Below are 23,368 nucleotides of genomic sequence, written 5' to 3' on the forward strand. Positions count from 1 at the left end.
CACTTCCTGCCTGGTGTTAGTCAAAAACACAGTCGTATGCCTACCCGTTATTGTAAGTGGGTGACTGTGTCCGGCGCTTCAGGGGGCTGCTCCACGGCCGTTCCACTTATCTGGCTGTCCGATTTTGCGAGGCCACCTCTATATGGATGGACGCGGCTGGTCGTGTGTCGGCTGTGGTCGACTGTTCTCGATGCGGCGGGATGTGATCGAGCGGAAGGGCCGATTGCGTATTGTGAGTGAAGCGACGTAAGGTGTCTGAGCATTTGGCGATCAACGGGCTACGCGAGGGAGTTATTTCGAATGGTGAAAGTGCAAAGGTCGCCCCGAGGCGCGCGTCCCGTACGAACGAAAATCATGTTGCTGCCATTGTCGACGGACAAGGTTCGGTCGCTGTCACTCGAGAACCACCTCGCTTTGGCGACAGTGCGCGCCGGCCGTGGTGATCTGGATCAGCTCTGTTGTTTGCTGCGGGTGGTCTACTTGGCTTTTTACATGCGTGGCGAGACCGCAAACAGCATGGACGTCGATCAACCGTGTACATATGAGGTTTTTCTTTTGCTAGCTTGACCAGGTCTTCCTCAAGTTTGCATTCGACAAACTGAAAACCAGCTCGAGTGACGTGCAAAAAATCAGGGACATACTGAAAGGTTGACCGGCGTCCGCTCGGCGCGGTTTGTACGATGGTTAGGTGGTAGGGTTGCCCATAGAACTCGATGGTTTCAGTGTCGTGATCCCACGTCACCGCAGCTGCATATTCGGTGTGGTACGCCTCGCAGTCCACCGTTGTTCCCATCTTGAAACTGCAGTACCTCACCGAGTTGCTGATGCTCCCACCATCTGTCCTGCGAAACGGGGAGTTGGAGCGGATCCACCGGATTGCCTTTTGTCCTTGGTCCGGCGTACCTAGTGTGTCAAATAGCGCTTGTAGTTCGTCGTCGTTGAGCACGTAAGCCTCCTGTTGAGAGGATGCGTAGCCCCACCTCGTCAGCCGACGCGGCCGACGAGGGGCTCGATGAAATAAATGGGGGCGGAAATGACGAGAAAAAACACTCCCAGTAGCCTTGACAGCGTGCTGTCGGCCGCTAGAATGTGCCCATCCACCTTCATGGATGCACCGTTTTTTCGAAGGGCTCAGCCGCGCCAACGGCTGGGCCCTTTGTGTTTCCGCACGCGATCAACCTTCCATGCTGGATTTCCTCCAAATTAGTAAGGGGTCCGATTGAAATGGGTTTTGCACGCGGAGTGTAGCGTCGCGTATCACGGCGCTCGCAGTACTTTTACGCGAGCACATGAAGATGCGACGATAGCGCGAAGAATATCGCGCAGTCAAACTAAGGCCATGATTTTATTGTATAAAATGGCTTATACGATACATTGCTCGGCAACTTGGGCGAGCGATCGGCGACGGTCGACGATGGCTGTGACGGATGATTTTGGCAGCAAGCGGAGGCGGCGCTCGGGGACAGGCATGCGCGAAGCCAATTGGGGCACCAATTCACAGTAAAGCGGATATCGTGGCCCAATGAGAAGCGGTACATCGTCGGCATCAACACCCTATCGCAGGCCGATAACGGGTCAACTCGAACGGTGGGTTCGAATTCCCGCCAAGCGGCGGGAGCCGAATTCGGTCAACGTTGAAGAGGCCTACGACGTGATCGGAGGAACACTGCTCGATCCCATATGTCCAGTCCGCGCCTTCTGGGTACGAGGGGTAGGACGGTCGAGGGCTATGTCAATCCTGGCGTCCTAAATAGAACGGGGCTGTGCCGTCAGGCTGTCTGGTCGACTTACCAATAAGCTCCGGATTGTGCGCTCGCGAGCAGTCTCGAAACGAGATCGATGCCCGCAGGCGTGTGAAGGTAGTCTGCTGGACATTGCCCACCGAGAGCCGGAACTGGTGAATGAAGCCAGTCGAGGAGCCATGATCGTGCATCAAAGTTATCCGAGCTCCCGGACTCGTCGACCATCCTCTGAACCTGTGCGGTCAGCATTTCAATGACGGCGGGCGGGATGCTTTGAGGATGTGAACTCAATGGTAGCGAGTCCTTGATGCCGTCCTTCCTGGTGATGGACATATACACCTCGTTGTCGACTTGGCTTCGGTCGTGCGCCGATATCGGATCCGATGCTTAACGAAGCGCCGGACAGATCTATTTCTAAGCCTAGCTTCTCCGACGCATGCCGGGAGATCGGTGAACGCATTGCCGGTTCGCCCTTGGCTGAACAAAGGGCAATGAATTCGTTCGCGCTTTGACAAAGTGCAAATATATGGTTCCGATCGAGTTATCCAGGACGGATTCTGTGGGCCAACTGACGGGGCGTCAGTGCAGAGATATGGTTCCAGCCGTCGAAAAAATATCCTTCCTGTCTCACAAGATCGAGCCTTTTTATTTTCCAGCATGCCGTGCGTAACGCGCTCGCATCGAGTATTGCCTTCGACGCGGCCCGTTCCTACTCGCGTCGCGATCGCGTGCCGGGGCGGCCGGCGCGCGTTTGCCGCGCGGTAGTGCCACCCTCACCCCCGCCCGAAACTCGGCCGCTTCGGATCGTACGTCCACCCCGGCACGAGATAGCGCATCGCGACCGCGTCATCACGTGCGGTGCCGCCCACCTCCTTGTACAGCGCATGTGCGGCCTCGACCTGCGCCATGTCGAGCTCGATCCCGAGCCCCGGCCGCTCCGGCACGGCCACCTGGCCGCCAACGATCGCGAGCGGCTCGCGCGTGAGCCGCGCGTCGCCTTCCTGCCAGATCCAGTGCGTGTCGATCGCTGTGATCGTGCCGGGCGCTGCCGCTGCCGCATGCGTGAACATCGCGAGCGACACGTCGAAGTGGTTGTTCGAGTGCGAGCCCCACGTGAGCCCCCAGTCGCGGCACAGCTGCGCGAGCCGCACCGAGCCCTGCATCGTCCAGAAATGCGGATCGGCGAGCGGGATGTCGACCGCCTGCAGCCGTACCGCGTGATCCATCTGCCGCCAGTCGGTCGCGATCATGTTGGTCGCGGTCGGGATCCCCGTCGCACGGCGGAATTCGGCCATCACCTCGCGGCCCGAATAGCCGCCTTCCGGCCCGCACGGATCTTCCGCATACGCGAGCAGGTGGCCTTGCCCGCGGCACAGCGCGACGGCCTCGTCGAGCGACCACGCGCCGTTCGGGTCGAGCGTCGCCCGCGCGTCCGGGAAACGTGCCTTGATCGCCGCGATCGCTTCCATCTCGTCGGCGCCGGCCATCACGCCACCCTTCAGCTTGAAATCGGCGAAACCGTAGCGCTCGACCGCGGCTTCGGCCTGCCGCGCGATCGCGGCCGGCGTGAGCGCTTCCTCGTTGCGCAGCCGGAACCACGCGTCGGACGCGTGCGTTTCGTCACGATACGGCAGGTCGGTGCGGCCGCGATCGCCGATATAGAACAGATAGGCGAGCATCGGCACCGCGTCGCGCTGCTGCCCTTCGCCGAGCAGCGCGGCGACCGGCACGTCGAGGTGCTGGCCGAGCAGGTCGAGCAGCGCCGCCTCGATCGCGGTGATCACGTTGTCGAGCCGCAGGTTGATCTCATGTGGCTGGCGCAGCACCGCGGCTTCACCGGCCGACGTCACCTCGTGCCGGATCGTGCGGCCCGCACCCGGGCCGGCGCCGGACAGCGCCGCGCGCACCGTGTTGAGCGTCGCCTGGTAGCGTCCGATCGACTGGCCGACGACGAGATCCGTCATGCGCTCGAGCGCATGACGGATGCCTTCGCCGCCGGGCACTTCGCCGGCGCCCGTGTGTCCGCTGCTGTCGTCGAGGATCACGAGGTTGCGCGTGAAGTACGGCGCGTGCGCGCCGCACAGGTTGAGCAGCATGCTGTCGCGGCCGGCGACGGGAATCACCTGCATGCGCGTGACGTGCGGGGTGCCGGCACGGCGGGATTCGGACATCGGTTCGCTCCTGGTTCCGGTGGTGCACGGGCCGCCGGCTGCGCCGTCGCGGCCCGTGCCGTTCATTGAAGCTCGACGCGGCGGATCTCGCCGACGACGAACAGGTAGCAGATCACGGCAACGAACGCGTGCGCGACGACATAGACCAGCGTGCCGTTGAACGAGCCGCTGCGGTCGACGATGTAGCCGATCGCGATCGCCGCGCGATCCGCGTAGTTGATCGTCGTGACCGCGAACAGGACGGCCAGCACCAGCCAGCGCACGCGCGTGCGTCGGGCCGTTGCCGACGCGGACGCCGACAGCGCTTGAAGCGGATTCATGACTGTCTCCTCCGAAGGGCGGAAGGTGCCGTCGTGCGGCAGGCGCGTCGGTGCGCGCCATTCGTGTGGGTAACGCCGGCCGGAGGCCGGACGCCGATGCGGGCGGGCAGGGCGTCCGGGTCATTCTGTCATGTCGAAATGTGCGATTTCATGCCAATTGCTGACTTGATCGATTCACGATTTGAATCGATTGATCGGGCGACCGCTCAGACGCGTGCGTCGTCCGAGGCGGTGCCGTGATGGCGCGCCACGTGCTGCGCGAGAAACTCGACGGCGGCGCGCACGCCGGGCAACTGGCCACGCCGGTGCGGCATCAGCAGCGTCGTCGTGACGGTGCCGGCGCGCCAGCCGGGCAACACGCGCACGAGGGCACCGGACGCGAGCGCGGCGCCGGCGATCCAGTCGGGCAGGCACGCGATGCCGAGGCCGGCCGTCGCCGCCTGCAGCAGCAGCGTCGATTCGTCGGCCTGCAGGCGCAGGCGCGGCGTCACGTCGACGGTGTCCCCGCCGCGTTGCAGCCGCCACGGCTGCTGGCCCGGGTGCAACCCGTCGTGCTGCGCGAGATCGGCGGGCGCGTCCAGTGTGCCGGCACGCGCGAGATAGGCCGGTGACGCCACGGCGACGATCGGCGATGCCGCGAGCGGCCGTTGCACGAGCGCGGAATCGGGCAGCGGCGTGAAATGGCTGCGCACCGCGATGTCGAAGCCTTCCTGCGCGATGTCGACGAGGCGGTCGCTCGCGTGAATCTGCAGCAGCAGCTTCGGGTGCGCGATCGCCAGCGCAGGCAGGCACGGCGCGAGGATGTGCTGCGCGACCGGCACCGAGCTCGTGATCCGCACGACGCCGGCCGGCTCGGCGGCTTGTCGCAGCACCGCGTCGCGCGCGCTTTCGGCCTCGATCACGGCCGCGCGCGCATGTTCGAAGAACTCGGTGCCGACCGGCGTGAGCCGGAAACTGCGCGACGTGCGATGCACGAGCCGCGCGCCGAGCGTGCGCTCGAGTTCGGCAATGCGTTTGCTGACCGTCGATTTCGGCAGGCCGAGGCGGCGCGCGGCGGCCGACATGCTGCCGGCGTCGACCGCCTGCACGAACAGATAGAGATCGTTCAGATTCACATCCAGCGTCCACATGGAGAAACGACGGGTTTCAATTTTAGCGGCTACTGCGTCATCGTTCGCCATGGGAGCATGACTGCTCGTTCAACTTCTGCGGAAGCTCCCATGTCTCCCATCCTTCTTTACGGCGTTCCCGCCGGCTGCTCGTTCGGCTCGATCGTTGCGCTCGAATGGATCGGCCGCCCGTACCGGCTGTCGCTTGTCACGATGCCGGGCATCGTGACAAGCGACGCGTACCTCGCGCTGAACCCCGTCGCCGAGACGCCGGCGTTCGTGACCGCAAACGGTGACGTACTGACCGAAAGCCTCGCGATCCTCGGCCACATCGGCGCGCAGGCGCTCGACAGCGGTCTTGCGTTCCGCCAGGGCAGCGCGGAATTCGACCGGCTGAACCGGATGCTGGCGTGGCTGAACACGACGTTCTTCAACGCGTTTGGCGCGCTCTGGTTCGTGTACGAACACGACACCGAAGGCGCCGAGAAAGCGGCGTTGCAGGCGTACGGCCGCGGCAAGGTGCTGAAGGCGCACCGGCAGCTCGAGGCGATGCTCGAGCGCGGTGACGGCCCGTGGCTGCTGGGCGCACGGCGCACGCTGGCCGACGCGTACTTCGCCGGGATCGCGCGCTGGGCCGACTATCACGCGGTGTTCGAGCCCGCGGCATTCCCGCGCATTGCCGCGCTGCGTGCGCGGCTCGCCGACGATGCAGGCGTGCAATTCGCGCAGGCGATCGAGGAAAACCTGCCGCTGCCGGCGTCATCGGCGTTCGAAGGGCATGTATCGGTCGACGATGCGCTGGCAAGCGCACGCGACATCGCGATTCCGGCCCGCGCGATCTGATTGGCGTCGTGATCGCCCGAAGGGATGGCGCGCGCGGACGCTACTTTTTTTACCCGGATAATATTGACATCCAATTTATACCCGGATAAAAATAGCGACATTCCGATTCCAGCCCGCGGGCGACCACGATGACCACCACACTTCTTCCTTCCTACACGGCTTTCGACGGCCATCGACGGCTCGCGTCGGGCCCGCTCGCGACGGTCGCGCTCGCGGTTCGGCAGGCTGCCGGCGATGCGATGCCCGGCACGATCCTGATCTTCGACGATGCGACGGGCCGCTCGATCGATCTCGACCTGCGCGGCACGGCGGACGAAATCCGCGCGCGCTACGCGCCGCCGTCGGGCGACGCCGCGGGTGCCGTCGGCGAGCCGGCCGGCGCGGGTGAGCAGCGTGGCCGCGGCCGGCCCAAGCTCGGCGTCGTGTCGCGCGAGGTCACGCTGTTGCCGCGTCACTGGGAATGGCTGGCCACGCAGCCCGGTGGCGCGTCGGTCGCGTTGCGCAAGCTCGTCGAGGACGCACGACGCACGTACGCGCAAGCCGACCGGCGCCGCGACGCACAGGCGCGCGCCTACCACTTCATGTCGGCGATGGCGGGCGACCTGCCCGGGTTCGAGGAGGCCGCGCGGGCGCTGTATGCGAACGACCCGGCGCGGCTCGCCGAGCTGATCGCCGGCTGGCCGGACGACGTGCGCGACCATGCGCTCGCGCTGGCGCGCGGCGAGCTGCCGCCGTCCACCGAAGACTGCTGAAAGGAGCATCGGACGCCATGACCGCATTCGACCTGAACCGCGGCGCGATCGCGCCGGTTGCCGACGAAGTCGATCTCGTCGACCTGCACGTGACCGGCGACATCCCGCGGGAACTCGACGGCACGCTGCTGCGCAACGGCCCGAACCCACCGGGCGGCCGCTTCGAAGGGAACGACGTGCTGTCGTGGTGGCCGGAAGCCGCGATGCTGCACGCGATCGCGTTCGAAGGCGGCCGCGCGACCGGCTACCGGAACCGCTGGGCGCGCACGCAGCGCTGGGCCGCCGTGCATGCGCCTGAAGAGGCATCGCATCTGCCCGACACCAATCCGAACGTGAGCGTGCTGCAGCACGCCGGCGAATTGCTTGCGCTGGCGGAGGGCGGCGCGCCGTTCGCGATCACGGCCGCGCTCGATTCGCTCGGCGTGCCGGCGCGGCACGCAAGCCTCGGCGGCGGGATGACCGCGCATCCGAAGGTCGATCCGGTGACCGGCGAGCTGATCGCGTTTCGCGCGGACTGGCGCGCACCGTGGCTGCGCTATGGCGTTGCCGACGCGCAGGGCGTGCAGCGCGTCGATATCGAGATCGACCTGGGCGCGCCGTCGATGATGCACGATCTCGCGATCACCGAAACCCGCAGCCTGCTGCTCGACCTGAACGTCGGCTACGACTTCTCGCTGCTGAAGCAGGGCCACCGGATGCCGCTGCGCTGGCACGACGACCGGCCCGCGCGCATCGGCGTGATCCCGCGTCACGGCGGCGACATGCGCTGGTTCGGCATCGAGCCGTGCTTCATCCAGCACGTCGTGAACGCGTACGACTGCGACGAATCCTGCATCGTGCTCGATGCGGTGCGCTATCCGTGGTTCCTGCGGCTCGACGCGCGCACGGGCCGCTTCGCCGACAACCCGGTCGGCGAGCTGTGGCGCTACGTGATCGATACGGCGAACGGGCTGATCGACGAAGGGCCGCTCGCCGACGGCGGCATCGAGCTGCCGCGCATCAACGAAAGCCGCACGGGGCGCCCTTACCGTTACCTGTATGCGGTCGAGCAGCCTAACAACGCGGAAATGCGCGGCGTGATGCGCTTCGACCATGTGCGCGGCACGCTGACCCGATACGCGGTGCCGGCCGGCGACCAGAACGGCGAGCCGGTGTTCGTGCCGCGCCCGGGCGGTGTCGACGAGGACGACGGCTGGCTGCTGGTGATGGTCTACCGTGCGGCGACGGATACGAGCGACGTCGTGATCCTCGACGCGCGTGCGATCGACGGCGGGCCGGTCGCGACCGTGCACCTGCCGCGCCGCGTGCCGGCCGGGTTCCACGGCGCGTGGGTGCCGCGCGCGCGCTGAGCGGCGGGGCCGCGCGTCACTGCGCGCGCAGCGCGTCGACGATCTTCAGCCGCGCGGCGCGCATCGCCGGCAGGAACCCGCCGACGAGCCCCATCGCGAGCGAGAACAGCAGCGTCTTCACGACGATCGCGGGCGTCAGCACGAAGCGGAACGACAGGTCGGCGAAGGTTTGAAAGTTGGTCGTCGAGAACGACGCGAACTGCATCAGCGACGCGCACGCGAGCCCCGCGACGCCGCCGACGAAGCCGAGCAGCAGCGCTTCGAGCAGGAACGCGGCGAGCACGTTCGTGCGCTTGAAGCCGAGCGCGCGCAGCGTGCCGATCTCGGCGACGCGGTTCGCGACCGACGCGTACATCGTGATCATCGCGCCGATCATCGCGGCGATCGAGAAGATCGTCGACAGCGTGATGCCGAGGATGTTGATGAACTTCGACAGCGCCTTCGACTGGTCGCCGTAGAAGGTCTGCTCGCGCTTCGCCTCGTCGGTGAGACGCGGGTCGACGTCGATGTCGGCCTTGAAGCGCGCGAAGCCGTCGGCGCCCGGGATGCGCAGCACCATCGACGAATAGCTGGTGCGCCGGAACGACTGCATCAGCTGGTCGACATCGCCCCAGATCTCCGAGTCGAAGCCGCTGCCGCCCGCGTCGAAGATGCCGACGATGGTCCAGTCGCGCTGCGCGAAATGCAGGCTGTCGCCGAGCTGCGTGCCGCTGAACCCCTTCGCGATCGCGCTGCCGACGATGATCTCCGACGAGCCGGGCGTGAACATGCGGCCGGCGACGAGCTTCACGTGCGGGCGCAGCGCGAGGCCGGCCGGCGACACGCCGCGGATCACGACGTTCGACGGCTTGCCGGACGACGTCTTGACCAGCGAAATCAGCACGACCGCCTCCTTCGATACGAGCGGCCGGCCGTCGGGGCCGAGCGCGACGGCCGGGTGCATCTCGAGCGCGTTGGCCTGCTGGTGGTCGATCGAACTCTGGATCTCGGTTTCGGCGCCCTTGCGGATCACCACCGCGTTGTCGGGTTCGCCGGTCGACACGAGCGTCTGCGTGAGCCCCGCGTCGAGCATCTGCACCGTCGCGAATACGAAGATCACGAGCGCCATCCCGCCGGCGGTCAGCGCGGTGGTGAGCCGCCTGGTCCACAGGTTGCGCGCGATGTAGTTGAGCGGGATCGCCATGCTTCTACCCGATCGCCCGCAGGCCTTCGACGACGCGCACGCGCGCCGCCTGCCACGCCGGCACGAGCGCCGCCGCGAAGCCGACCGCGACCGAGCACGCGGCCTGCAGCATGACCGTCTCGGCCGACACCTTGAACACCGGGAAGATGCCGCCGGCCGCCTGCTTGAACAGGCTGGCGGCGGGTGGCGTCGCGAGGATCCCGAGCCCGCCGCCGGCCACCGCGATCACGACCGATTCGCCGAACACGATCAGCGCGAGGAAGCCGGGGCCGAAGCCGAGCGCCTTCAGCGTCGCGTATTCGGCCGTGCGTTCGCGCGCGCTCATCGCCATCGCGTTGGCCATCACGGCCATGATGATCAGGATCACGACGTACGACACGACGCGGATCGCCGCGATGATCTGGTTCGACATCGCGACGAAGCCGAGCTGGAACGCCTGCTCGGTTTCGGTCAGCGTCTCGGCGAGCGAGTTCTTGAACACCGCGTCGACGTTGCGCGCGATCGACGCGCCGTCGTCGGGGTTCGCGACGCCGAGCACGAATACGCCGACCTGGTCGGCCTGCTTCGGCGTGCGCTGGCGCACCGTCTCGTTCAGATAATCCCAGTGGAACACCAACTGGCGCGTGATCGTCGAGTCGTCGCGGCCGTCGAAGATCCCGCGCACGACGAAATCCCAGGTGCCCGGGTAGATCGTGCCCTTCAGCGGGATCACGTCGCCAATCTTGAAGCCGAACTGCGTCGCGAGCTGGCGCCCGACCAGGCAGCCGCGCCGGTCGCGGTTGTAGTCGGCGCGCTGCGGGTCCGGGACGATGAATTCCGGGTACAGGTCGAGATAGTTGTCCGATACCGCGAAGCTCGCGAAGAAGTTCTTCGGGTCGCGGTAGATGCCGCCGAACCAGTTCGAGCGGACCACGGCCGTCACGCCTTCGACGCCGCGAATCCGGTTCTCGTCGCTCACGGGCAGCGGAAACACGAGCGAGATCGCATTGCGCGTGACGAGCCGCCCGCTGGATGCGGCGGCCGCGCCCGCGTACCACGCATCGACCACGGTGTGCAGCAGCCCGAACGCGAGCACGGCGACGGTCAGCCCGAGCACGGTCAGCAGCGTGCGCAGCCGGTGCCGCAGCGCGTTGCGCGCGATCAGCTTCAGCACGTACATCGCGCGCGCTCCCGCGGCCGGTCAGCCGGCGTGCCCATTGATCAGCTCCCCTTTTTCCAGATGCACGAGCGAGCGCGCGGCGCCGGCCGCGTGCGCGTCGTGGGTCACCATGATGATCGTCTTGCCGAGCTCGGCGTTCATCCGCTGCAGCATGGCGAGCACGTCGGTGGCCGACGCGCGGTCGAGGTCGCCGGTCGGCTCGTCGGCGACGATCAGCACGGGATCGGTGATCAGTGCGCGCGCGATCGCGACGCGCTGCTGCTGGCCGCCCGACAGCTCGGACGGGTAATGGCTCGTCCGGTCGCCGAGATTCACCATGTCGAGCACGAGTTCGACGCGTTCGCGCCGCTCGCGGCGCGACAGGTGCGTGAGCATCAGCGGCAGCTCGACGTTCTCGAACGCGGTGAGCACCGGCATCAGGTTGTAGAACTGGAAGATGAAGCCGACGTTCGCCGCGCGCCATTCGGCCAGTTGCGCCTCCGCGAGCAGCGAGATGTCGAGCCCGCCCACGCGCAGCTCGCCGCTGTCGGGCCGGTCGATGCCGGCCACCAGGTTCAGCAGCGTGCTCTTGCCGGAACCGGACGGCCCCATCAGCGCGACGAAGTCGCCTTCGCCGATGTCGAGCGTGATGTCGGTCAGCACGGGCACGATCTGGTTGCCGCGCCGGTACGACTTCGCGACGTGGCTGATTTCGACGAGGGGCGGCGGGGCGTCGTTCACGCGTGCGCTACTTCTTCGCGACGGTCACTTTCGCGCCGTCCTTCAGCTTCGGGGCCGGCGCAAGGACGACCGTGTCACCGGGCTTCACGCCGCGGATCGCGACGAGTTCGCCGATCCGCATGCCGGCCGTCACGGCCATTGCGTGCACGACGTCGTCCGTCACGACGAACACGACCGGCCGCCCGTCGCGTTCCACCACCGCGCTCGCCTGCACGGCCGTCACGGGCTGGCGCTCCTGCGCCGACACGGGCTTCGACAGGAACGCGATCTTCGCGCTCATGTCGGGCAGCACGCGGTCGTCGCGGTCGACGAAGCGCACCTTCACGAGCACGGTGGCTTTCGAGCGGTCGACGGTCGGCACGATGCGCGACACGCGGCCCGCGAAGCGCATGTCGGGCAGCGCGTCGAGCTGGATCTCGCACGGCTGCCCGGCGCGGATCGTCGCGATGTTCGATTCGGCGACGTCGGCCTCGACCTCGAGCGTGTCCATGTCGGCAATCGTCACGACGGCGCCCTTGCTGTCCGACGCGGACGAGAACGGCGTGATGTTGTCGCCGACGTTCGCGTGCTTCGCGAGCACGATGCCGTCGAACGGGGCGCGGATCACCGTCTGGTCGACCGCGACCTGCGCGGCCTGCGCGTTGGCCTCGGCGGACGCGATCGCGGCCTGGTCGCTGTTGACGGACGCGCGCGCCTTGTTCACGCGGGCCGTGTCGGTATCGAGCTGCGCGGCCGGCACGGCGCCCTTTGGCGCGAGCACCGAGGTGCGGCGCAACGCGATCTCCGCGTCCTTCAGTTCGGCCTGCTCGACGCCCAGGTTGGCGCGGGCGACCTTCACCTGCGCGAGCGCCTGCGCCAGCGAGGCTTCGACGTCGCGGCTTTCGAGACGCGCGATGATCTCGTCCTTCTTCACGCGCGTGCCTTCCAGTACGCCGAGCCATTCGACGCGCCCCTGGCCCTTCGACGCGACCGCGGCCTTGCGCTGCGGCACGACGTAGCCGGTCGCATTGAGCTGCGCGTCGTTCTGGTACGGGTAGGCGGACGTGACGGCGGTGGTTTCGACGGCCGGCCGGCCGGTCAGCGCGAGGCCGCCGGCGATCGCGACGATGACGGCCGCGGCGGCGGCCGCATAGCGGAGCCACCGGCGCCGGCGGGGCGCCGGTGCGAGCGGACGCCGGTCGATCTTCAGTTTGTCCAGGTTGTGATCGGGCAATTTGAGCGCCTCGAGACGGCGGCGGCCTGGCGACCTGCCGCGATCCGGTTTCCGGGGAAGGGGACGGATGGACGCCAGTATAAGCGTCGCCCCGATGGCGCGCGAGCGGGTTGGCGGCGCCGCCGTGGCCGCCGGACCGGTCGCCGGCAGGGGAATACGCGTGCTCCCCCGGGGAAACCCGAGGGGGGCAGGCAACGTGTCAACTTGCCGCGAACGCGGTGCGTTATGGAACCAGTGCGTCAGGTTTTGTCGCGGCGGAACGGCGAAAGCCGGCCTCGTGGCCTGGGGCTCCGATGCGAATGCCTCGCATCCTTACTTACCGGTACGTTTGACTTTTTCTCCGCTAAAGGAAGAACAATGAAGAAGACGCTCGCTTCGATCATGACCGCAGCATTCGCACTCGCATCGGTTTCGGCATTCGCACAGGAGACGGCATCGGCGCCGGCAGGCGCGATGGCACCGGCTTCCGCACCGATGAAGAAGGATCACAGCAAGCCGAAGCACGCGCTGAAGCACCACGGTTCGGCCAAGGGCAAGGCGAAGGCCGCAGCCGCATCGGCAGCCGGCACGAACGACGCAGGCGCAGCCAACTAAGCGTTTCGACCGGGGCCGGCGCCGCCGGCCACTCGTCGCGAGACCCCGCATGTTCACGCATGCGGGGTTTTGTTTTTTCAGGCGCCGGGTTCGCCGGGCAGCGGCGCCGCCGGCGGCGCGCGCATCGCGTCGACCACCGTGCGCATGCGTCGCCAGTGCGAGCCTTCCCAGAACACGCGCCGGCATACGTCGCACGCGGCGAAGCGCCGGTGCCGCTGCCGGACGCCGGCCGGCACGCGCGGCGCTGCAGCCGCCGCGTCGAGCGGATGCAGCGGCGCATTGCAGCGCAGGCACAGCCGGAACGGTCGCATGTGCGGCGCGAGATCGAGCCGCTCGAACAGTTCGCGCAGCTGGTCGGCTGGCTGCAGCGCGTGCAGGTAGCAGCCGCGCTCGACCGCGCGCCGCTTGAGCAGCTCGCGGTCGCGGGTCAGCACGATCCGGCCCTCTCGCGCGGCGAGCGCCGCGAGCTCGTCGTCGCGGTAGTGGTTGTCGTAGCAGGTGTCGAAGCCCGCGAGGCGCAGCAGTTGCGCGAGGCCGCCGAGATGCGCGTCGGCGACGAAGCGCCATTGCGCCGGCGGCGGCGCGGCGGCTCCGTTTGCCGCCGGCTGCGCGCGTTCCGGAAAGGCTTCGACCCGGTCGCCGTCGTCGAGCGGCCGGTCGAGCGCGGCCGGCGCGTCGTTCACGCACAGCCGGCCGATTTCGGTATGCGGGACGCCGAGCGCCTCGATCGCGTGCTTCAGCGTCGCGTCGCGCGCGCATGCGTGCCCGAACGCGCGGTCGCGCTGCGCGCGCGGGAGAAAGGCGTTCAGCTCGTCGTGGAAGCGGAAGGTCGCGGTCGTCATGCGCGCAGTATGGCACCGCGCATGGCCGGCTGCGTGCCCTGCAGCCGCGGCGCATCTGTGTTTAACTCCCCGCTTCACGGAGCGAAGGAGCGGGAAATGGATCTCGGATTTATCGGGCTGGGTGAAATGGGGCAGGCAATCGCGACGAACCTGCTGAAGGCCGGGCACACGGTGCGGGTCTGGAACCGGTCGCGCGAGCGCGCCGAGCCGCTCGTTGCCGTCGGCGCGCAGATCGTCGACACGCCGGCCGACGCGTTTCGCGGCGACGCGGTGTTCTCGATGCTGGCCGACGACGCCGCGGCGCGCGCGATCTTCGACGATGCGCTGCTCGCACAGGCGCCGCGCGGCCTGATCCACGTGAACATGGCGACGGTGTCGGTCGCGCTGGCCGAATCGCTCGCGCACGCGCATGCGTCGCGCGGCATCCATTACGTCGCCGCGCCGGTGATGGGGCGGCCCGACGTCGCGGCCGCCGCGCGCCTGACGATCATGGCGGGCGGCCCGGCCGAGGCGATCGACCGCGTGCAGCCGCTGTTCGACGCGATCGGCCAGAAGACCTGGCGGTTCGGGTCGCTGCCGCAGCACGCGAACGTCGCGAAGATCGCCGCGAACTTCACGCTCGCGTCGGCGATCGAGACGCTCGGCGAGGCCGCTGCATTGCTCGGCGCGCATGGCGTCGCGATGCGCGATTTCCTCGACGTCATTACCGGCAGCGTGTTTCCGGGCCCCGTCTACGAAGGCTACGGCGGCATGATCGCCGAGCGGCGCTACGAGCCCGCGCGCTTCAAGGCACGCCTCGGGTTGAAGGACGTTCGCCTCGCGCTGGAAGCCGGTGACGCCGTGTCGGTGCCGCTGCCGGTGGCGAGCGTCGTGCGCGACAACCTGCTCGATGCGCTTGCGCACGGCGGCGGCGAGCAGGATTTCGCGGTGCTCGGCGAAGTCGCGCTGCGCCGTGCGGGCCGCTGATCCGTCGCGCGACAGAAGGCCGGCGCACCGGCATAATCGACGTTTCGTTTTCCCTTACATCGAGGCAGAGGCGCGCATGAACTTGCATACTTGGTGGCTTTTCGTGGCGACGGTGTTCGTCGTGTCGGCGATTCCGGGCCCGAACATGCTGCTGGTGATGACGCACGGCGCGCGGCACGGGCTGCGGCGCTCGACGTGGACGATGGCCGGTTGCCTCACCGCGCTGGTGCTCATGCTGTCGGTGTCGGCGGCGGGCCTCGGGGCGGTGCTCGAAGCGTGGCCGGCGATGTTCAATACGCTGCGCTTTGCGGGCGCGGCCTACCTGATCTACCTCGGCGTGAAGGCGTGGCGCGCCCGCGTCGACGGCGAGCAGCCCGCCGCCGACGTCGAAACCGTGTCGCGCCAGGCCGCGCCGGCATCGCGCGGGACGCTGTTCCGCAACGGATTCCTGGTCGCGGGCAGCAACCCGAAGGCGATCCTGTTCGCGGCCGCGCTGCTGCCGCAGTTCATCAACGCGGCCGAGCCGACGCTGCCGCAGTTCGGCATGCTCGTCGTCACGTTCGCGGTGATCGAGGTGAGCTGGTATCTCGTCTACGCGTCGTTCGGCACGCGCATCGGCGCGACGTTGAAGAGCCAGAGCGTGGCGAAGATCTTCAACCGGCTGACGGGCGGGTTGTTCGTCGGCTTCGGCGCGATGATGGCGCTGGTCCGTCACTGAATTCGCACTGGCACCGGTGCACCGAACGCCCCGTCCCTCGCCAGAGGGCGGGGCGTTCTGCCTTTCGGGCCTGCGTCACGCTTGGTCTACGCACGCGGGCGCGTCAACGCCGCTGCGCCGGCCCGGCGTCCGTCCGTGAGCCCGAAGACGGCGGCCGCGCCGGCGAACGCGAACCCCACGCCGCACACCGCGCTCCATCCACCCCAGTCCCACGCGGTGCCTGCGAGCACCGCGCCGAGCGCGCCGCCGATGAAGAACAGCCCGACGAACAGCCCGTTCAGGCGGCCACGCGCGGCCGGGTTCAGCAGGTTGATCTCGCGGCGGCCGATTGTCTGGTCGACGATGACGCCCGCGTCGAGCAGCGCCGCGCCACCGGCCAGCAGCGCGAGCGCGAGGCTGCGATGGGCGTGCGCGTCGAAGCCGAACCAGCCGGCGCCCGCGATCCCGAGCACGACGAGCGCCACGAGCATCGTGCCGTGCGCGATCCGCTGCGCGGCCGGGCCATGGCCGCGGTCGCCGGCGCGGCCCGCGAGCGGCGTGACGATCGCACCGCTGGCGCCAGCGAACGCGAACAGCGCAATGCCGTGCAGGTCGAGGCCGAACGGCGGCTGCGCGAGCCGCAGCCCGACCGCGGTCCAGAATGCGCTGAACGCGGCCATCGCCAGCGCGGCCGACAGCGCATGCCGGCGCAGCACCGGCTCGTCGGCGAGCAGGCGCCCCATCGATGCGAGCAGCGCGCGGTAGCCGGCCGTGATCGACGGCGTGCGCGACGGCAGGCGCAGCGCGAGCACGACGGCGATTGCGGCGTTCGCGAGCGCGGCCAGCACGTAGAACCCGCGCCAGCCGGCCGAGCCCGCGATCAGGCTCGCGAGCGGCCGTGACAGCAGGATGCCGAGCATCAGCCCGCTCATCACGTTGCCGACCGCGCGGCCGCGCTGCGCCTCGGGTGCCATCGACGCGGCCATCGGCACGAGCATCTGGATCACGCTCGACGCAGCGCCGGCCACGAACGTCGCCAGCAGGAACACGGTGCCGGACCGCGTGAACGCCGGCAGCGCGAGCGCGGCCGCGCACGCGGCCAGCGTCGTGACGATCAATCGACGGTTCTCGAGCAGGTCGACGAGCGGTACGAGCAGCACGAGCCCGGCTGCGTAGCCGAGCTGCGGCAGCATCGCGACGAGGCCGGCCAGGGCGGGCGGCAGGTGCAGGTCGGCGCTGATCGGGCCCGTCAGCGGTTGTGCGGCGAACAGGTTCATCACGATCACGCCGACCGTCGCGGCGAAGAACAGCGTCATGCCCGCGCTCAATGCGGGCGGCGTGCTGACCGGCGTGCGAACGGCGGCGGGGCAACGGCTGGCAGGGCAGTTCATCGGAAGCCTGGCGAGTGGGTCGAAGAAGTACCCATCGTAGGTGCCCGATGGTTATGCGACAATTGAAATATCAATAACATGATTATGCGAGTTTGTTTTGAATACGCGTGATCTCCAGGCATTCGTCGCGGTGGTCGACAGCGGGTCGATGGTCGCCGCGGCCGCGAAACTCCACCTGACGCAGCCGGGCCTGACGCGGCGCGTGCAGAACCTCGAGACGCTGCTCGGCATGCCGCTGCTTGAACGGCAAAGCAAGCCGCTGAAGCCGACCGCCGCCGGGCGCGACGTCTACGCGCTCGCGCGCAACGTGCTGTGCGCGGTCGACGCGCTGATGGCGGCGGGCGCGCCGGACAGCGAGCCGTCGGGCGAACTGCGCATCGGCGTGCCGCCGTTCCTGTCCGAGCTGGCGCTCGAGCAGCCGATCGACCGGCTGCGTGACGCATTTCCGCGCCTCACGCTGCGCGTGACGGCCGGCTGGTCGCCGGCGTTGATGCAGGGCGTCGAGCGTGGCGCGCTCGACGTCGCGGCCGTGATGGTGCCGGCCAGTGCGGCGCTGCCCGACGCGTTCGTCGCGACGCTGCTCGGCACGCAGCCGACGGTGCTCGTCGCCGCGCGCGACTTTCCGCTGCCGGACGGTCCGCTGTCGATCGACACGCTGTCGGGTTTTCCGTGGGTGCTGAGCCAGGACGGCTGCGGGATGCGTTCGGCGCTGAGCCGCATGCTCGGCGCGGCCGGGCTGCCGTTCGACGTCGCGGTCGAGGCATTCGGTTCGGAGCTGCAGCTGTCGCTCGTCGCGCGCGGCGCGGGCATCGGTATCGCCGCGCCGAACGCGCTGGCGCGCAGCGCGCATCGCGATGCGCTGAGGGTGGTGGAAACGGTGGGGCTCGAGACGCGGATCAACGTGTGGATCGTGCACGGCGCACTGCCAGGCCGGCTGGCGCGGCCGGTCGCGCTGCTGCGCGATGCGCTGGGCGAAGTGCTCGACCGGGAAAACAGGGTGGGGTCAGATGCAGTGAAGGCGGTCTAGAGGCGACATTCGAGGGAAAATCCTTATTTTCTCTACGGAAATGTTGCATTGCGGAAACCGATTCGCTATAGTTGCACCTGTCTCCTCCATGTCTCCTCTGATATGGATTCAGCCCGCCTCTTAGGCGGGCTTTTTTTTGCCTGCGATTTTGTCGCGGCCTTCCATTCGTCGTCCGTCGCCGCGCTCAGAACTTGTACGTCATCCCGACGTAGCTGATGATCGGGTCGGCCTTCAGGTCCGATTTCGACTCCGAGAGCACCGTGCCGTCGGCTGCCTTGATCGTCACCGTCGACGTCGTCTTCAGCGGGATGTACGTCACCGACGCGATCAACCCGAAATGCTCCGTCATGTTGTACTGCAGCCCCGCGTTGAACACCGGCTGCCATGACGACGACGCCTTCGCCTCCACCGACGTCGTACCCGGCTTGCCCGCGCCCGCGGCGAGAACCGCGCCGAGGTTGTCCTGCGTCTGCTTGATGAAGTTCGTGTTGAGCTGCAGGTCGCTGAACCAGTTGTACGACACGCCGAGGCCGAGGAACGGCCGGAACTTCGCGGTAGCCTGCCCGAAGTAGTACTGCAGCAGCATGGCCGGGCTCCACTGCCGCACGCTCTTCACGATCGGGTTGACTGACGCCAGCCCGATGTTCTGCGTGCCGAGCGCGCCGGCAGGGCCGGGCGGCTTGATCGTGCCCTGGCCAGACACCTTGAACACCGGCGGCACGCCGGCCACCGATGTCACCGCGATATGGTCGGTCAGGAAGTGGCTGACCGTCAGGCCGACGGTGTCGGCGCCGCTCGTGCGCAGCCCGGTGCCCGGCGACGTGAACGACGGCGGCAGCCGCAGTGGCGTGTTGATCGGCGTCGGCGCGACGTTGGTCGTCATCGGCGTGCTGCTCTGCTGCGGCATCACGTGAAACCAGCCCAGCGTGACGACGTTGCTGCCGGCGCTCTGCGCGTGCGCCGCGAGCGGCGCCAGCACGGCGGCGCCGGCCGCGGCACGGAGAAGGGTTTTCTTCATCACGGCTTCCCCCTCCGCTTACTGGACGAATGCGCCGATCGTGAAATACGGCGTCGATCCGGCGTTGTCGAGGAACCCGAACACGCCACCCGTGAAGATGAACTTGCCGGTCGGCGTCGAGCTGCTGGCGCCCGTGTGGATCGTCGTGACCGTGCCCGGCACCTTCTGCGTGTAGTCGAGATCGAGCGCGGTCGCGAGTGAGGCCTGCGACGCGTTGAACGGATCGAGCAGCGTCGCCTGGTTGTTCGTCAGCGCGGTGGTGCGGTAGTCGAACTGGCTGTCGACGCCGATGTACTCGCCGTTCTGCGAGCCGACCGCGATCGTCGTCTGCGGCGCGAGGATCGAGATGCTCGATTCGTCGTCGGCGGTGAGACCCGGCACGCCGTTGCTGTCGGGCGTCGGGTTCGGGTTCGCGACGCCGGTGCGCACGAGGATCGGCACGAGCTGGTTGCGCAGCTTGCCGACGATCATGAAGCCCTTGCCCTGCGGCGTCGCCGACAGCGTCGGCTTCAGCTGGCTCGCGTAGTTGTTCGACTGGAACGCGCCGCTGCCGTCCGCCGACTGCACGAAGTTCGTGCCTTGCTGCATGCACGCGCCGCCGGCGAACTGGCCGGTCGTGTCGCACTTGGTCCAGCTGCCGTCGGCGTTGATCGTCACCTTCGCGTCGATCGACGCCGGCGCGAAGTTCTGCGACGGCACTTCACCGAAGCCCACGTGACTGTATGTGCCCGCAACCTTCGTGATGTCGGTCTCGATCGACGAGAAGCCGATGAACGGGTAGTACGGGAATTTCGTGTCGGGCACCGCGGCCTGGCCGAGCACGCCGTTGAACTGGATTTCCTTGCCGGGAATCGTGCCGCCCGCGACGCCCATGCCGACGAAGATGCGCGCCGGGCGCGACGGATCGAGGCTCGCGCCGTTCAGGCGGAAGGCGCACTGGTTCAGCTTGTTGGTCGGCAGCAGCGTTTCCTGCGTGAGCGTGCCGCTGTCGACGGTGCCCGCACGGGTCGGCACGACGGTGCCGGTCGTTTGCGGCACCGGCGATTCGACATAGGTCACCTGCCAGGTCATCTTGGTCGTGTCGAGCTGGACCTTCGCGAGTTCGCCGCTGCCCGCGCCGCCCGTAAACACGGTGCTGTAGTCGAGCGAGGCCGGACAGAGCCGGTCTTCGACGAGCGGGGGCGGATTATCGTCGCCGCCGCCGCAAGCAGAAAGAAGGGGGGCGGCAAGGGCCGCCGCCAGAATGAGGTTGCGCTTCATGTTGCTCCTCCAGATTTGTCTTGTGTGGCGGCCAGCTCCCTGTCGGCCGCTTCTGTTGGTTGTGCTCGTCCTGCTTGCGCCGTGCCGAGCGCTTTCGTGCCTTCCCTGCATCACGCGGCTGCGGGCCGGCCGCCGCCGCGTCCTCGTCACTTGCTGATCTGCGCGCCCACGCCGAAGTACGGGGCCGACGACGTCGTCGAATTCGCCGACGTCGGCGTCACGCCGCCGTTCACCGTGCCCTGGATCAGCGCCGCGTACAGTCCGCCCGTCGCGATCACCACGCCCGAGGCGGCGCTACCGCTCTTCGGAATCGTCGTCGCGTTGAGCAGGCCCGGCGTCGCCTGGCCGTAGTCGAGCGTGAAGCCGTCTTCCTCGTCCTGCGTACTCGGGTTGATGAACGATGCGTTGCTGCCGCGGATCAGCGCAGCGGTGTACTTGAAGTTCGAGTCCGCGCCCGCGTAGCCGCCGTCGATCGCGCCCGACGTGATCGCCGTCGCCGCGCCGAGCACCGCGATGCCCGATTCGTCGTCGACCTGCGCATCGGTATGCAGCGGCGGCGTGCCGAGGTTCACGTTGCCCGTGCGCACGATCACCGGCACCGTCGCGCCGTTGAGCTGGCCGATCACCATGTGCGCGGTCGCCGACTTGCCGGTCGCGCCGATGATCGGCAGCTTCGTCTGCGGCAGGATTTGCGGTGCCTTCGTGCTGTCGAAGTAGCCGCCGTTCGTGCTGGTCTTCCACGGATCGCCGGTCGTTTCGCAGCCCGACGCATTCGTCGACGTGCACGCGCCGTTCGCATCGAACGTCTCGCTCGAATTGGCGCCTTGCGTCGCGTAGTTGCCCGACGGCACAAGGTGGTAGATCAGCGCGTTGTAGGTGCCCGGCAGCTTCGTGAGGTCCGTCGTCGTGTTCGCGAAACCGAGGAACGGATAGAAGTCGAAGTGACGGTTCGGCACCTGACCGACATTCTGGTAAAGCGGGATGCCGGCGAGGCTGATCGTCAGCCCGTCGTACTGCACCGTCGCGCCCGGAATGCCGCCGCCCGCGACACCCATGCCGACCAGCAGCATCGGCGGGTTTGCCTGGTTGAAGTCGGCGGCCGTCGAATAGGTCGTGCCGTTCGGCGCCTTGCCCGTGCCCGGCGTGAGGATGAATGCGCAGCGCGTCTGCTCCGCGGTCGGCAGCGTGCCGGTCGGCGGGTGCATGACCGCACCGGTGATCGTCGTGCCTGCGCGGCTCGGCGTGACCGTGCCGGTCGCGAGCGGAATCGGCGATTCGAGCCACTTGAGCGTGTAGGTCATCGCCACGGCGTCGATGTTGACGCTGACGATCTCGCCGCTACCGGCGCCGCCGAGGTACGTGCTCTTCACGATGTCGGCGTTGGCCGGGCACAGCGAACCGTTGACGGGCTGTGACGGCGGCGGCCCTTGCGTGCCGCAGCTCGATCCGGAACATTGGGGCGCATTGATCGGCGCGGGTGCGCCGCCGTCCCCCCCACCACATGCAACCAGGAAAGGGGCAATGGCAAAGGCCGTTGCCACCCCCTTCGATAAGGTGTGCGACATGCCGCTGTCTCCAATCGTTTAATTGTGCGAGCTAATGTCGCCGCCTTGATTTTTGCTGTCAATTGATGAACCCGTCTAAAAAAGGTGATTGAAACGGGTATCGTGTTTTGAATCCTTGTCTGGTGCGGCATTCAGTAAGAATTAAAACGTGAGACAGGCTGCCGGAAGCGGCCGGAGTGGAGGATGTACGACGCCGGACAGGCCGGCGAAGAGCCTTCCTGCGTATAACGGCAGCGTTTAAAGCGGCGGGTATCCGGTTTATCCCTATTCGGGATTGACTGGATAAGGAAGGGGTGGGATTAATTCACTGGTAATCGCGCAATGGAAAGCTTGTAAATATTTGTAAATGCGCGATCCGGGATTTTTTATATATTGCCTGATACGAGTAAATAAAAAGCCGGCCAGTGGCCGGCTTTGCATTGCATGCGATGTTGAATCAGCGTTTGAGACCCGCGTCCTCGGCCGCGCCGATGCTCAGGTTCATGCACTGGATGGCGGCGCCCGATGCGCCCTTGCCGAGGTTGTCGAGGCGCGCGACCGTGACGAAGCGTTCTTCGTTGCCGAACACGAACAGGTCGACCCGGTTCGTGTCGTTGTTCGCCTGCACGTCGAAGAAGCCGCCGTCCAGGTTCGCGTCCGCATCGAACGGTGCGACGCGCACGAATGCTTCGTCCGCGTAGTACTCGGCGAACACGCGCTGCACGTCTTGCGGCGTCGTGCGCTTCGCGAGCTGCTCGGGCGTGAAGTAGGTCGTCACCGCGAGCCCCTTCAGGAACGGGCCGACGATCGGCGTGAAGATCGGCGGGTTCGCGAGGCCCGTGTGCGCGGCCATTTCCGGCAGGTGCTTGTGCGTGAGGCCGAGCGCGTACGGACGCGGGCTCGCGAGCTTGCCGCTCGGCGCCGCGTTTTCGTAGTCGGCGATCATCGACTTGCCGCCGCCGCTGTAGCCGGTGATCGAGTAGCTGTGCGCGGCGAACGTCGGCGCGACGATGCCTGCATCGACGAGCGGACGCATCGCGAGCACGAAGGCCGATGCGTGGCAGCCCGGCACCGCGATGCGCTTCGACGTGCGAATCTTCTCGCGCTGCGCGCGGGCCAGCTCCGGCAGACCGTACGCCCAGTCGGCGCTGGTGCGGAACGCGGTACTCGCGTCGATCAGCGTCGTGTTCGGGTTCTCGACGAGCGACGCCGATTCGCGCGATGCGACGTCCGGCAGGCACAGGAACGTGACGTCCGACGCGTTGATCAGGCGGCGGCGCTCTTCGACGTCCTTGCGCTTCGCTTCATCGATGCGCAGGATCTCGATGTCGCTGCGTGCCGACAGGTATTCGAAGATCTTGAGGCCGGTCGTGCCTTCCTGGCCGTCGACAAAAACTTTGGTGCTCATTTCGCTCTCACTGAATGAAACGGGGGCCCGCGCCCTGAATCCGCCATTTTAAGACGTCAT

The 23,368-nt window shown here is 67.4% G+C and carries 21 protein-coding genes; 7 read left to right on the plus strand and 14 right to left on the minus strand.

Features of this window, described 5'->3' with window-relative positions:
- Positions 1 to 1,787 precede the first annotated feature (1,787 nt).
- The 4 genes from HWX36_RS37875 to HWX36_RS34910 all read right to left on the minus strand — a co-directional run bounded on the left by HWX36_RS37875 (position 1,788) and on the right by HWX36_RS34910 (position 5,414).
- Positions 1,788 to 2,075, minus strand: a complete 288-nt coding sequence (locus tag HWX36_RS37875; protein WP_175672225.1) for an MbcA/ParS/Xre antitoxin family protein — start codon at positions 2,073 to 2,075, stop codon at positions 1,788 to 1,790.
- Positions 2,076 to 2,515: 440 nt separating this feature from the next.
- Positions 2,516 to 3,913 (minus strand): enolase C-terminal domain-like protein, encoded by a 1,398-nt coding sequence (locus HWX36_RS34900; RefSeq protein ID WP_175958294.1) that lies wholly within the window; start codon positions 3,911 to 3,913, stop codon positions 2,516 to 2,518.
- Between the two features lie 62 nt (positions 3,914 to 3,975).
- Entirely contained in the window at positions 3,976 to 4,233 is a 258-nt protein-coding gene (locus tag HWX36_RS34905; RefSeq protein ID WP_175958293.1) for a hypothetical protein, read from the minus strand.
- Positions 4,234 to 4,439: 206 nt separating this feature from the next.
- Positions 4,440 to 5,414 carry a LysR substrate-binding domain-containing protein gene (locus HWX36_RS34910; RefSeq protein WP_175958295.1) on the minus strand — a complete coding sequence of 325 codons (975 nt, stop codon included), beginning with the start codon at positions 5,412 to 5,414 and terminating at the stop codon, positions 4,440 to 4,442.
- 39 nt (positions 5,415 to 5,453) lie between these two features.
- Between HWX36_RS34910 and HWX36_RS34915 the strand changes: the two genes are divergently transcribed.
- The 3 genes from HWX36_RS34915 to HWX36_RS34925 all read left to right on the plus strand — a co-directional run bounded on the left by HWX36_RS34915 (position 5,454) and on the right by HWX36_RS34925 (position 8,286).
- Complete coding sequence (locus tag HWX36_RS34915; protein ID WP_175958296.1) at positions 5,454 to 6,185, plus strand: glutathione S-transferase; 732 nt, start codon at positions 5,454 to 5,456, stop codon at positions 6,183 to 6,185.
- Positions 6,186 to 6,313: 128 nt separating this feature from the next.
- Complete coding sequence (locus HWX36_RS34920; protein WP_175958297.1) at positions 6,314 to 6,937, plus strand: DUF2239 family protein; 624 nt, start codon at positions 6,314 to 6,316, stop codon at positions 6,935 to 6,937.
- A 17-nt stretch (positions 6,938 to 6,954) separates the two neighbouring features.
- The gene (locus tag HWX36_RS34925) at positions 6,955 to 8,286 is read left to right on the plus strand and encodes a carotenoid oxygenase family protein (RefSeq protein WP_175958298.1); all 1,332 of its coding nucleotides are present in this window, start codon (positions 6,955 to 6,957) and stop codon (positions 8,284 to 8,286) included.
- A gap of 16 nt (positions 8,287 to 8,302) precedes the next feature.
- Here the strand turns inward: HWX36_RS34925 and HWX36_RS34930 are convergent, their stop codons facing one another.
- From HWX36_RS34930 to HWX36_RS34945, 4 genes are read right to left on the minus strand one after another with little or no spacing between them, the layout of a single operon-like run.
- Positions 8,303 to 9,469 carry an ABC transporter permease gene (locus HWX36_RS34930; RefSeq protein WP_175958299.1) on the minus strand — a complete coding sequence of 389 codons (1,167 nt, stop codon included), beginning with the start codon at positions 9,467 to 9,469 and terminating at the stop codon, positions 8,303 to 8,305.
- Positions 9,470 to 9,473: 4 nt separating this feature from the next.
- Complete coding sequence (locus tag HWX36_RS34935) at positions 9,474 to 10,628, minus strand: ABC transporter permease (RefSeq protein WP_175958300.1); 1,155 nt, start codon at positions 10,626 to 10,628, stop codon at positions 9,474 to 9,476.
- A 21-nt stretch (positions 10,629 to 10,649) separates the two neighbouring features.
- Positions 10,650 to 11,348 carry an ABC transporter ATP-binding protein gene (locus HWX36_RS34940; protein WP_175958301.1) on the minus strand — a complete coding sequence of 233 codons (699 nt, stop codon included), beginning with the start codon at positions 11,346 to 11,348 and terminating at the stop codon, positions 10,650 to 10,652.
- 7 nt (positions 11,349 to 11,355) lie between these two features.
- Complete coding sequence (locus tag HWX36_RS34945; RefSeq protein WP_175958302.1) at positions 11,356 to 12,561, minus strand: efflux RND transporter periplasmic adaptor subunit; 1,206 nt, start codon at positions 12,559 to 12,561, stop codon at positions 11,356 to 11,358.
- Between the two features lie 357 nt (positions 12,562 to 12,918).
- Here HWX36_RS34945 and HWX36_RS34950 point away from each other — a divergent pair, with 357 nt between their 5' ends.
- Entirely contained in the window at positions 12,919 to 13,155 is a 237-nt protein-coding gene (locus HWX36_RS34950) for a hypothetical protein (protein ID WP_175958303.1), read from the plus strand.
- A gap of 77 nt (positions 13,156 to 13,232) precedes the next feature.
- Here HWX36_RS34950 and HWX36_RS34955 read toward each other — a convergent pair whose 3' ends face one another.
- On the minus strand, positions 13,233 to 13,997 hold the full coding sequence (locus HWX36_RS34955; protein WP_175958304.1) for a Mut7-C RNAse domain-containing protein: 765 nt from the start codon (positions 13,995 to 13,997) through the stop codon (positions 13,233 to 13,235).
- Between the two features lie 21 nt (positions 13,998 to 14,018).
- Between HWX36_RS34955 and HWX36_RS34960 the strand changes: the two genes are divergently transcribed.
- Together HWX36_RS34960 and HWX36_RS34965 are read left to right on the plus strand one after the other, a co-directional pair.
- Positions 14,019 to 14,963 carry an NAD(P)-dependent oxidoreductase gene (locus tag HWX36_RS34960; RefSeq protein ID WP_279613414.1) on the plus strand — a complete coding sequence of 315 codons (945 nt, stop codon included), beginning with the start codon at positions 14,019 to 14,021 and terminating at the stop codon, positions 14,961 to 14,963.
- A gap of 76 nt (positions 14,964 to 15,039) precedes the next feature.
- Positions 15,040 to 15,681 carry a LysE family translocator gene (locus HWX36_RS34965; RefSeq protein WP_175958306.1) on the plus strand — a complete coding sequence of 214 codons (642 nt, stop codon included), beginning with the start codon at positions 15,040 to 15,042 and terminating at the stop codon, positions 15,679 to 15,681.
- Positions 15,682 to 15,767: 86 nt separating this feature from the next.
- Here the strand turns inward: HWX36_RS34965 and HWX36_RS34970 are convergent, their stop codons facing one another.
- Positions 15,768 to 17,051 (minus strand): MFS transporter, encoded by a 1,284-nt coding sequence (locus HWX36_RS34970; protein WP_175958307.1) that lies wholly within the window; start codon positions 17,049 to 17,051, stop codon positions 15,768 to 15,770.
- Between the two features lie 97 nt (positions 17,052 to 17,148).
- Here HWX36_RS34970 and HWX36_RS34975 point away from each other — a divergent pair, with 97 nt between their 5' ends.
- Positions 17,149 to 18,078: a LysR family transcriptional regulator gene (locus HWX36_RS34975; RefSeq protein WP_175958308.1), complete on the plus strand. Its 930-nt coding sequence runs from the start codon at positions 17,149 to 17,151 to the stop codon at positions 18,076 to 18,078.
- A gap of 184 nt (positions 18,079 to 18,262) precedes the next feature.
- Here the strand turns inward: HWX36_RS34975 and HWX36_RS34980 are convergent, their stop codons facing one another.
- The 4 genes from HWX36_RS34980 to argC all read right to left on the minus strand — a co-directional run bounded on the left by HWX36_RS34980 (position 18,263) and on the right by argC (position 23,308).
- On the minus strand, positions 18,263 to 19,096 hold the full coding sequence (locus HWX36_RS34980) for an OmpW family protein (RefSeq protein WP_175958309.1): 834 nt from the start codon (positions 19,094 to 19,096) through the stop codon (positions 18,263 to 18,265).
- 18 nt (positions 19,097 to 19,114) lie between these two features.
- Positions 19,115 to 20,356, minus strand: coding sequence for a DUF2957 domain-containing protein (locus tag HWX36_RS34985; RefSeq protein WP_175958310.1), 1,242 nt, complete (start codon positions 20,354 to 20,356; stop codon positions 19,115 to 19,117).
- A gap of 146 nt (positions 20,357 to 20,502) precedes the next feature.
- On the minus strand, positions 20,503 to 21,921 hold the full coding sequence (locus HWX36_RS34990; RefSeq protein ID WP_175958311.1) for a DUF2957 domain-containing protein: 1,419 nt from the start codon (positions 21,919 to 21,921) through the stop codon (positions 20,503 to 20,505).
- A 436-nt stretch (positions 21,922 to 22,357) separates the two neighbouring features.
- Positions 22,358 to 23,308, minus strand: a complete 951-nt coding sequence (argC, locus tag HWX36_RS34995; protein ID WP_175958312.1) for an N-acetyl-gamma-glutamyl-phosphate reductase — start codon at positions 23,306 to 23,308, stop codon at positions 22,358 to 22,360.
- Positions 23,309 to 23,368: the final 60 nt, after the last annotated feature.

The sequence above is a fragment of the Burkholderia sp. BCC0405 genome (genome assembly GCF_902833075.1).
In the GTDB taxonomy this organism is placed as follows: domain Bacteria; phylum Pseudomonadota; class Gammaproteobacteria; order Burkholderiales; family Burkholderiaceae; genus Burkholderia.

What these genes read in the sequence shown, in the direction of transcription:
- HWX36_RS37875 (WP_175672225.1), bottom strand. Translation starts at nt 2,075, where the DNA reads ATGTCCATCACCAGGAAGGACGGCATCAAGGACTCGCTACCATTGAGT.
- HWX36_RS34900 (WP_175958294.1), bottom strand. Translation starts at nt 3,913, where the DNA reads ATGTCCGAATCCCGCCGTGCCGGCACCCCGCACGTCACGCGCATGCAG.
- HWX36_RS34905 (WP_175958293.1), bottom strand. Translation starts at nt 4,233, where the DNA reads ATGAATCCGCTTCAAGCGCTGTCGGCGTCCGCGTCGGCAACGGCCCGA.
- HWX36_RS34910 (WP_175958295.1), bottom strand. Translation starts at nt 5,414, where the DNA reads ATGGCGAACGATGACGCAGTAGCCGCTAAAATTGAAACCCGTCGTTTC.
- HWX36_RS34915 (WP_175958296.1), top strand. Translation starts at nt 5,454, where the DNA reads ATGTCTCCCATCCTTCTTTACGGCGTTCCCGCCGGCTGCTCGTTCGGC.
- HWX36_RS34920 (WP_175958297.1), top strand. Translation starts at nt 6,314, where the DNA reads ATGACCACCACACTTCTTCCTTCCTACACGGCTTTCGACGGCCATCGA.
- HWX36_RS34925 (WP_175958298.1), top strand. Translation starts at nt 6,955, where the DNA reads ATGACCGCATTCGACCTGAACCGCGGCGCGATCGCGCCGGTTGCCGAC.
- HWX36_RS34930 (WP_175958299.1), bottom strand. Translation starts at nt 9,469, where the DNA reads ATGGCGATCCCGCTCAACTACATCGCGCGCAACCTGTGGACCAGGCGG.
- HWX36_RS34935 (WP_175958300.1), bottom strand. Translation starts at nt 10,628, where the DNA reads ATGTACGTGCTGAAGCTGATCGCGCGCAACGCGCTGCGGCACCGGCTG.
- HWX36_RS34950 (WP_175958303.1), top strand. Translation starts at nt 12,919, where the DNA reads ATGAAGAAGACGCTCGCTTCGATCATGACCGCAGCATTCGCACTCGCA.
- HWX36_RS34955 (WP_175958304.1), bottom strand. Translation starts at nt 13,997, where the DNA reads ATGACGACCGCGACCTTCCGCTTCCACGACGAGCTGAACGCCTTTCTC.
- HWX36_RS34960 (WP_279613414.1), top strand. Translation starts at nt 14,019, where the DNA reads ATGGCCGGCTGCGTGCCCTGCAGCCGCGGCGCATCTGTGTTTAACTCC.
- HWX36_RS34965 (WP_175958306.1), top strand. Translation starts at nt 15,040, where the DNA reads ATGAACTTGCATACTTGGTGGCTTTTCGTGGCGACGGTGTTCGTCGTG.
- HWX36_RS34970 (WP_175958307.1), bottom strand. Translation starts at nt 17,051, where the DNA reads ATGAACTGCCCTGCCAGCCGTTGCCCCGCCGCCGTTCGCACGCCGGTC.
- HWX36_RS34980 (WP_175958309.1), bottom strand. Translation starts at nt 19,096, where the DNA reads ATGAAGAAAACCCTTCTCCGTGCCGCGGCCGGCGCCGCCGTGCTGGCG.
- HWX36_RS34985 (WP_175958310.1), bottom strand. Translation starts at nt 20,356, where the DNA reads ATGAAGCGCAACCTCATTCTGGCGGCGGCCCTTGCCGCCCCCCTTCTT.
- HWX36_RS34990 (WP_175958311.1), bottom strand. Translation starts at nt 21,921, where the DNA reads ATGTCGCACACCTTATCGAAGGGGGTGGCAACGGCCTTTGCCATTGCC.
- argC (WP_175958312.1), bottom strand. Translation starts at nt 23,308, where the DNA reads ATGAGCACCAAAGTTTTTGTCGACGGCCAGGAAGGCACGACCGGCCTC.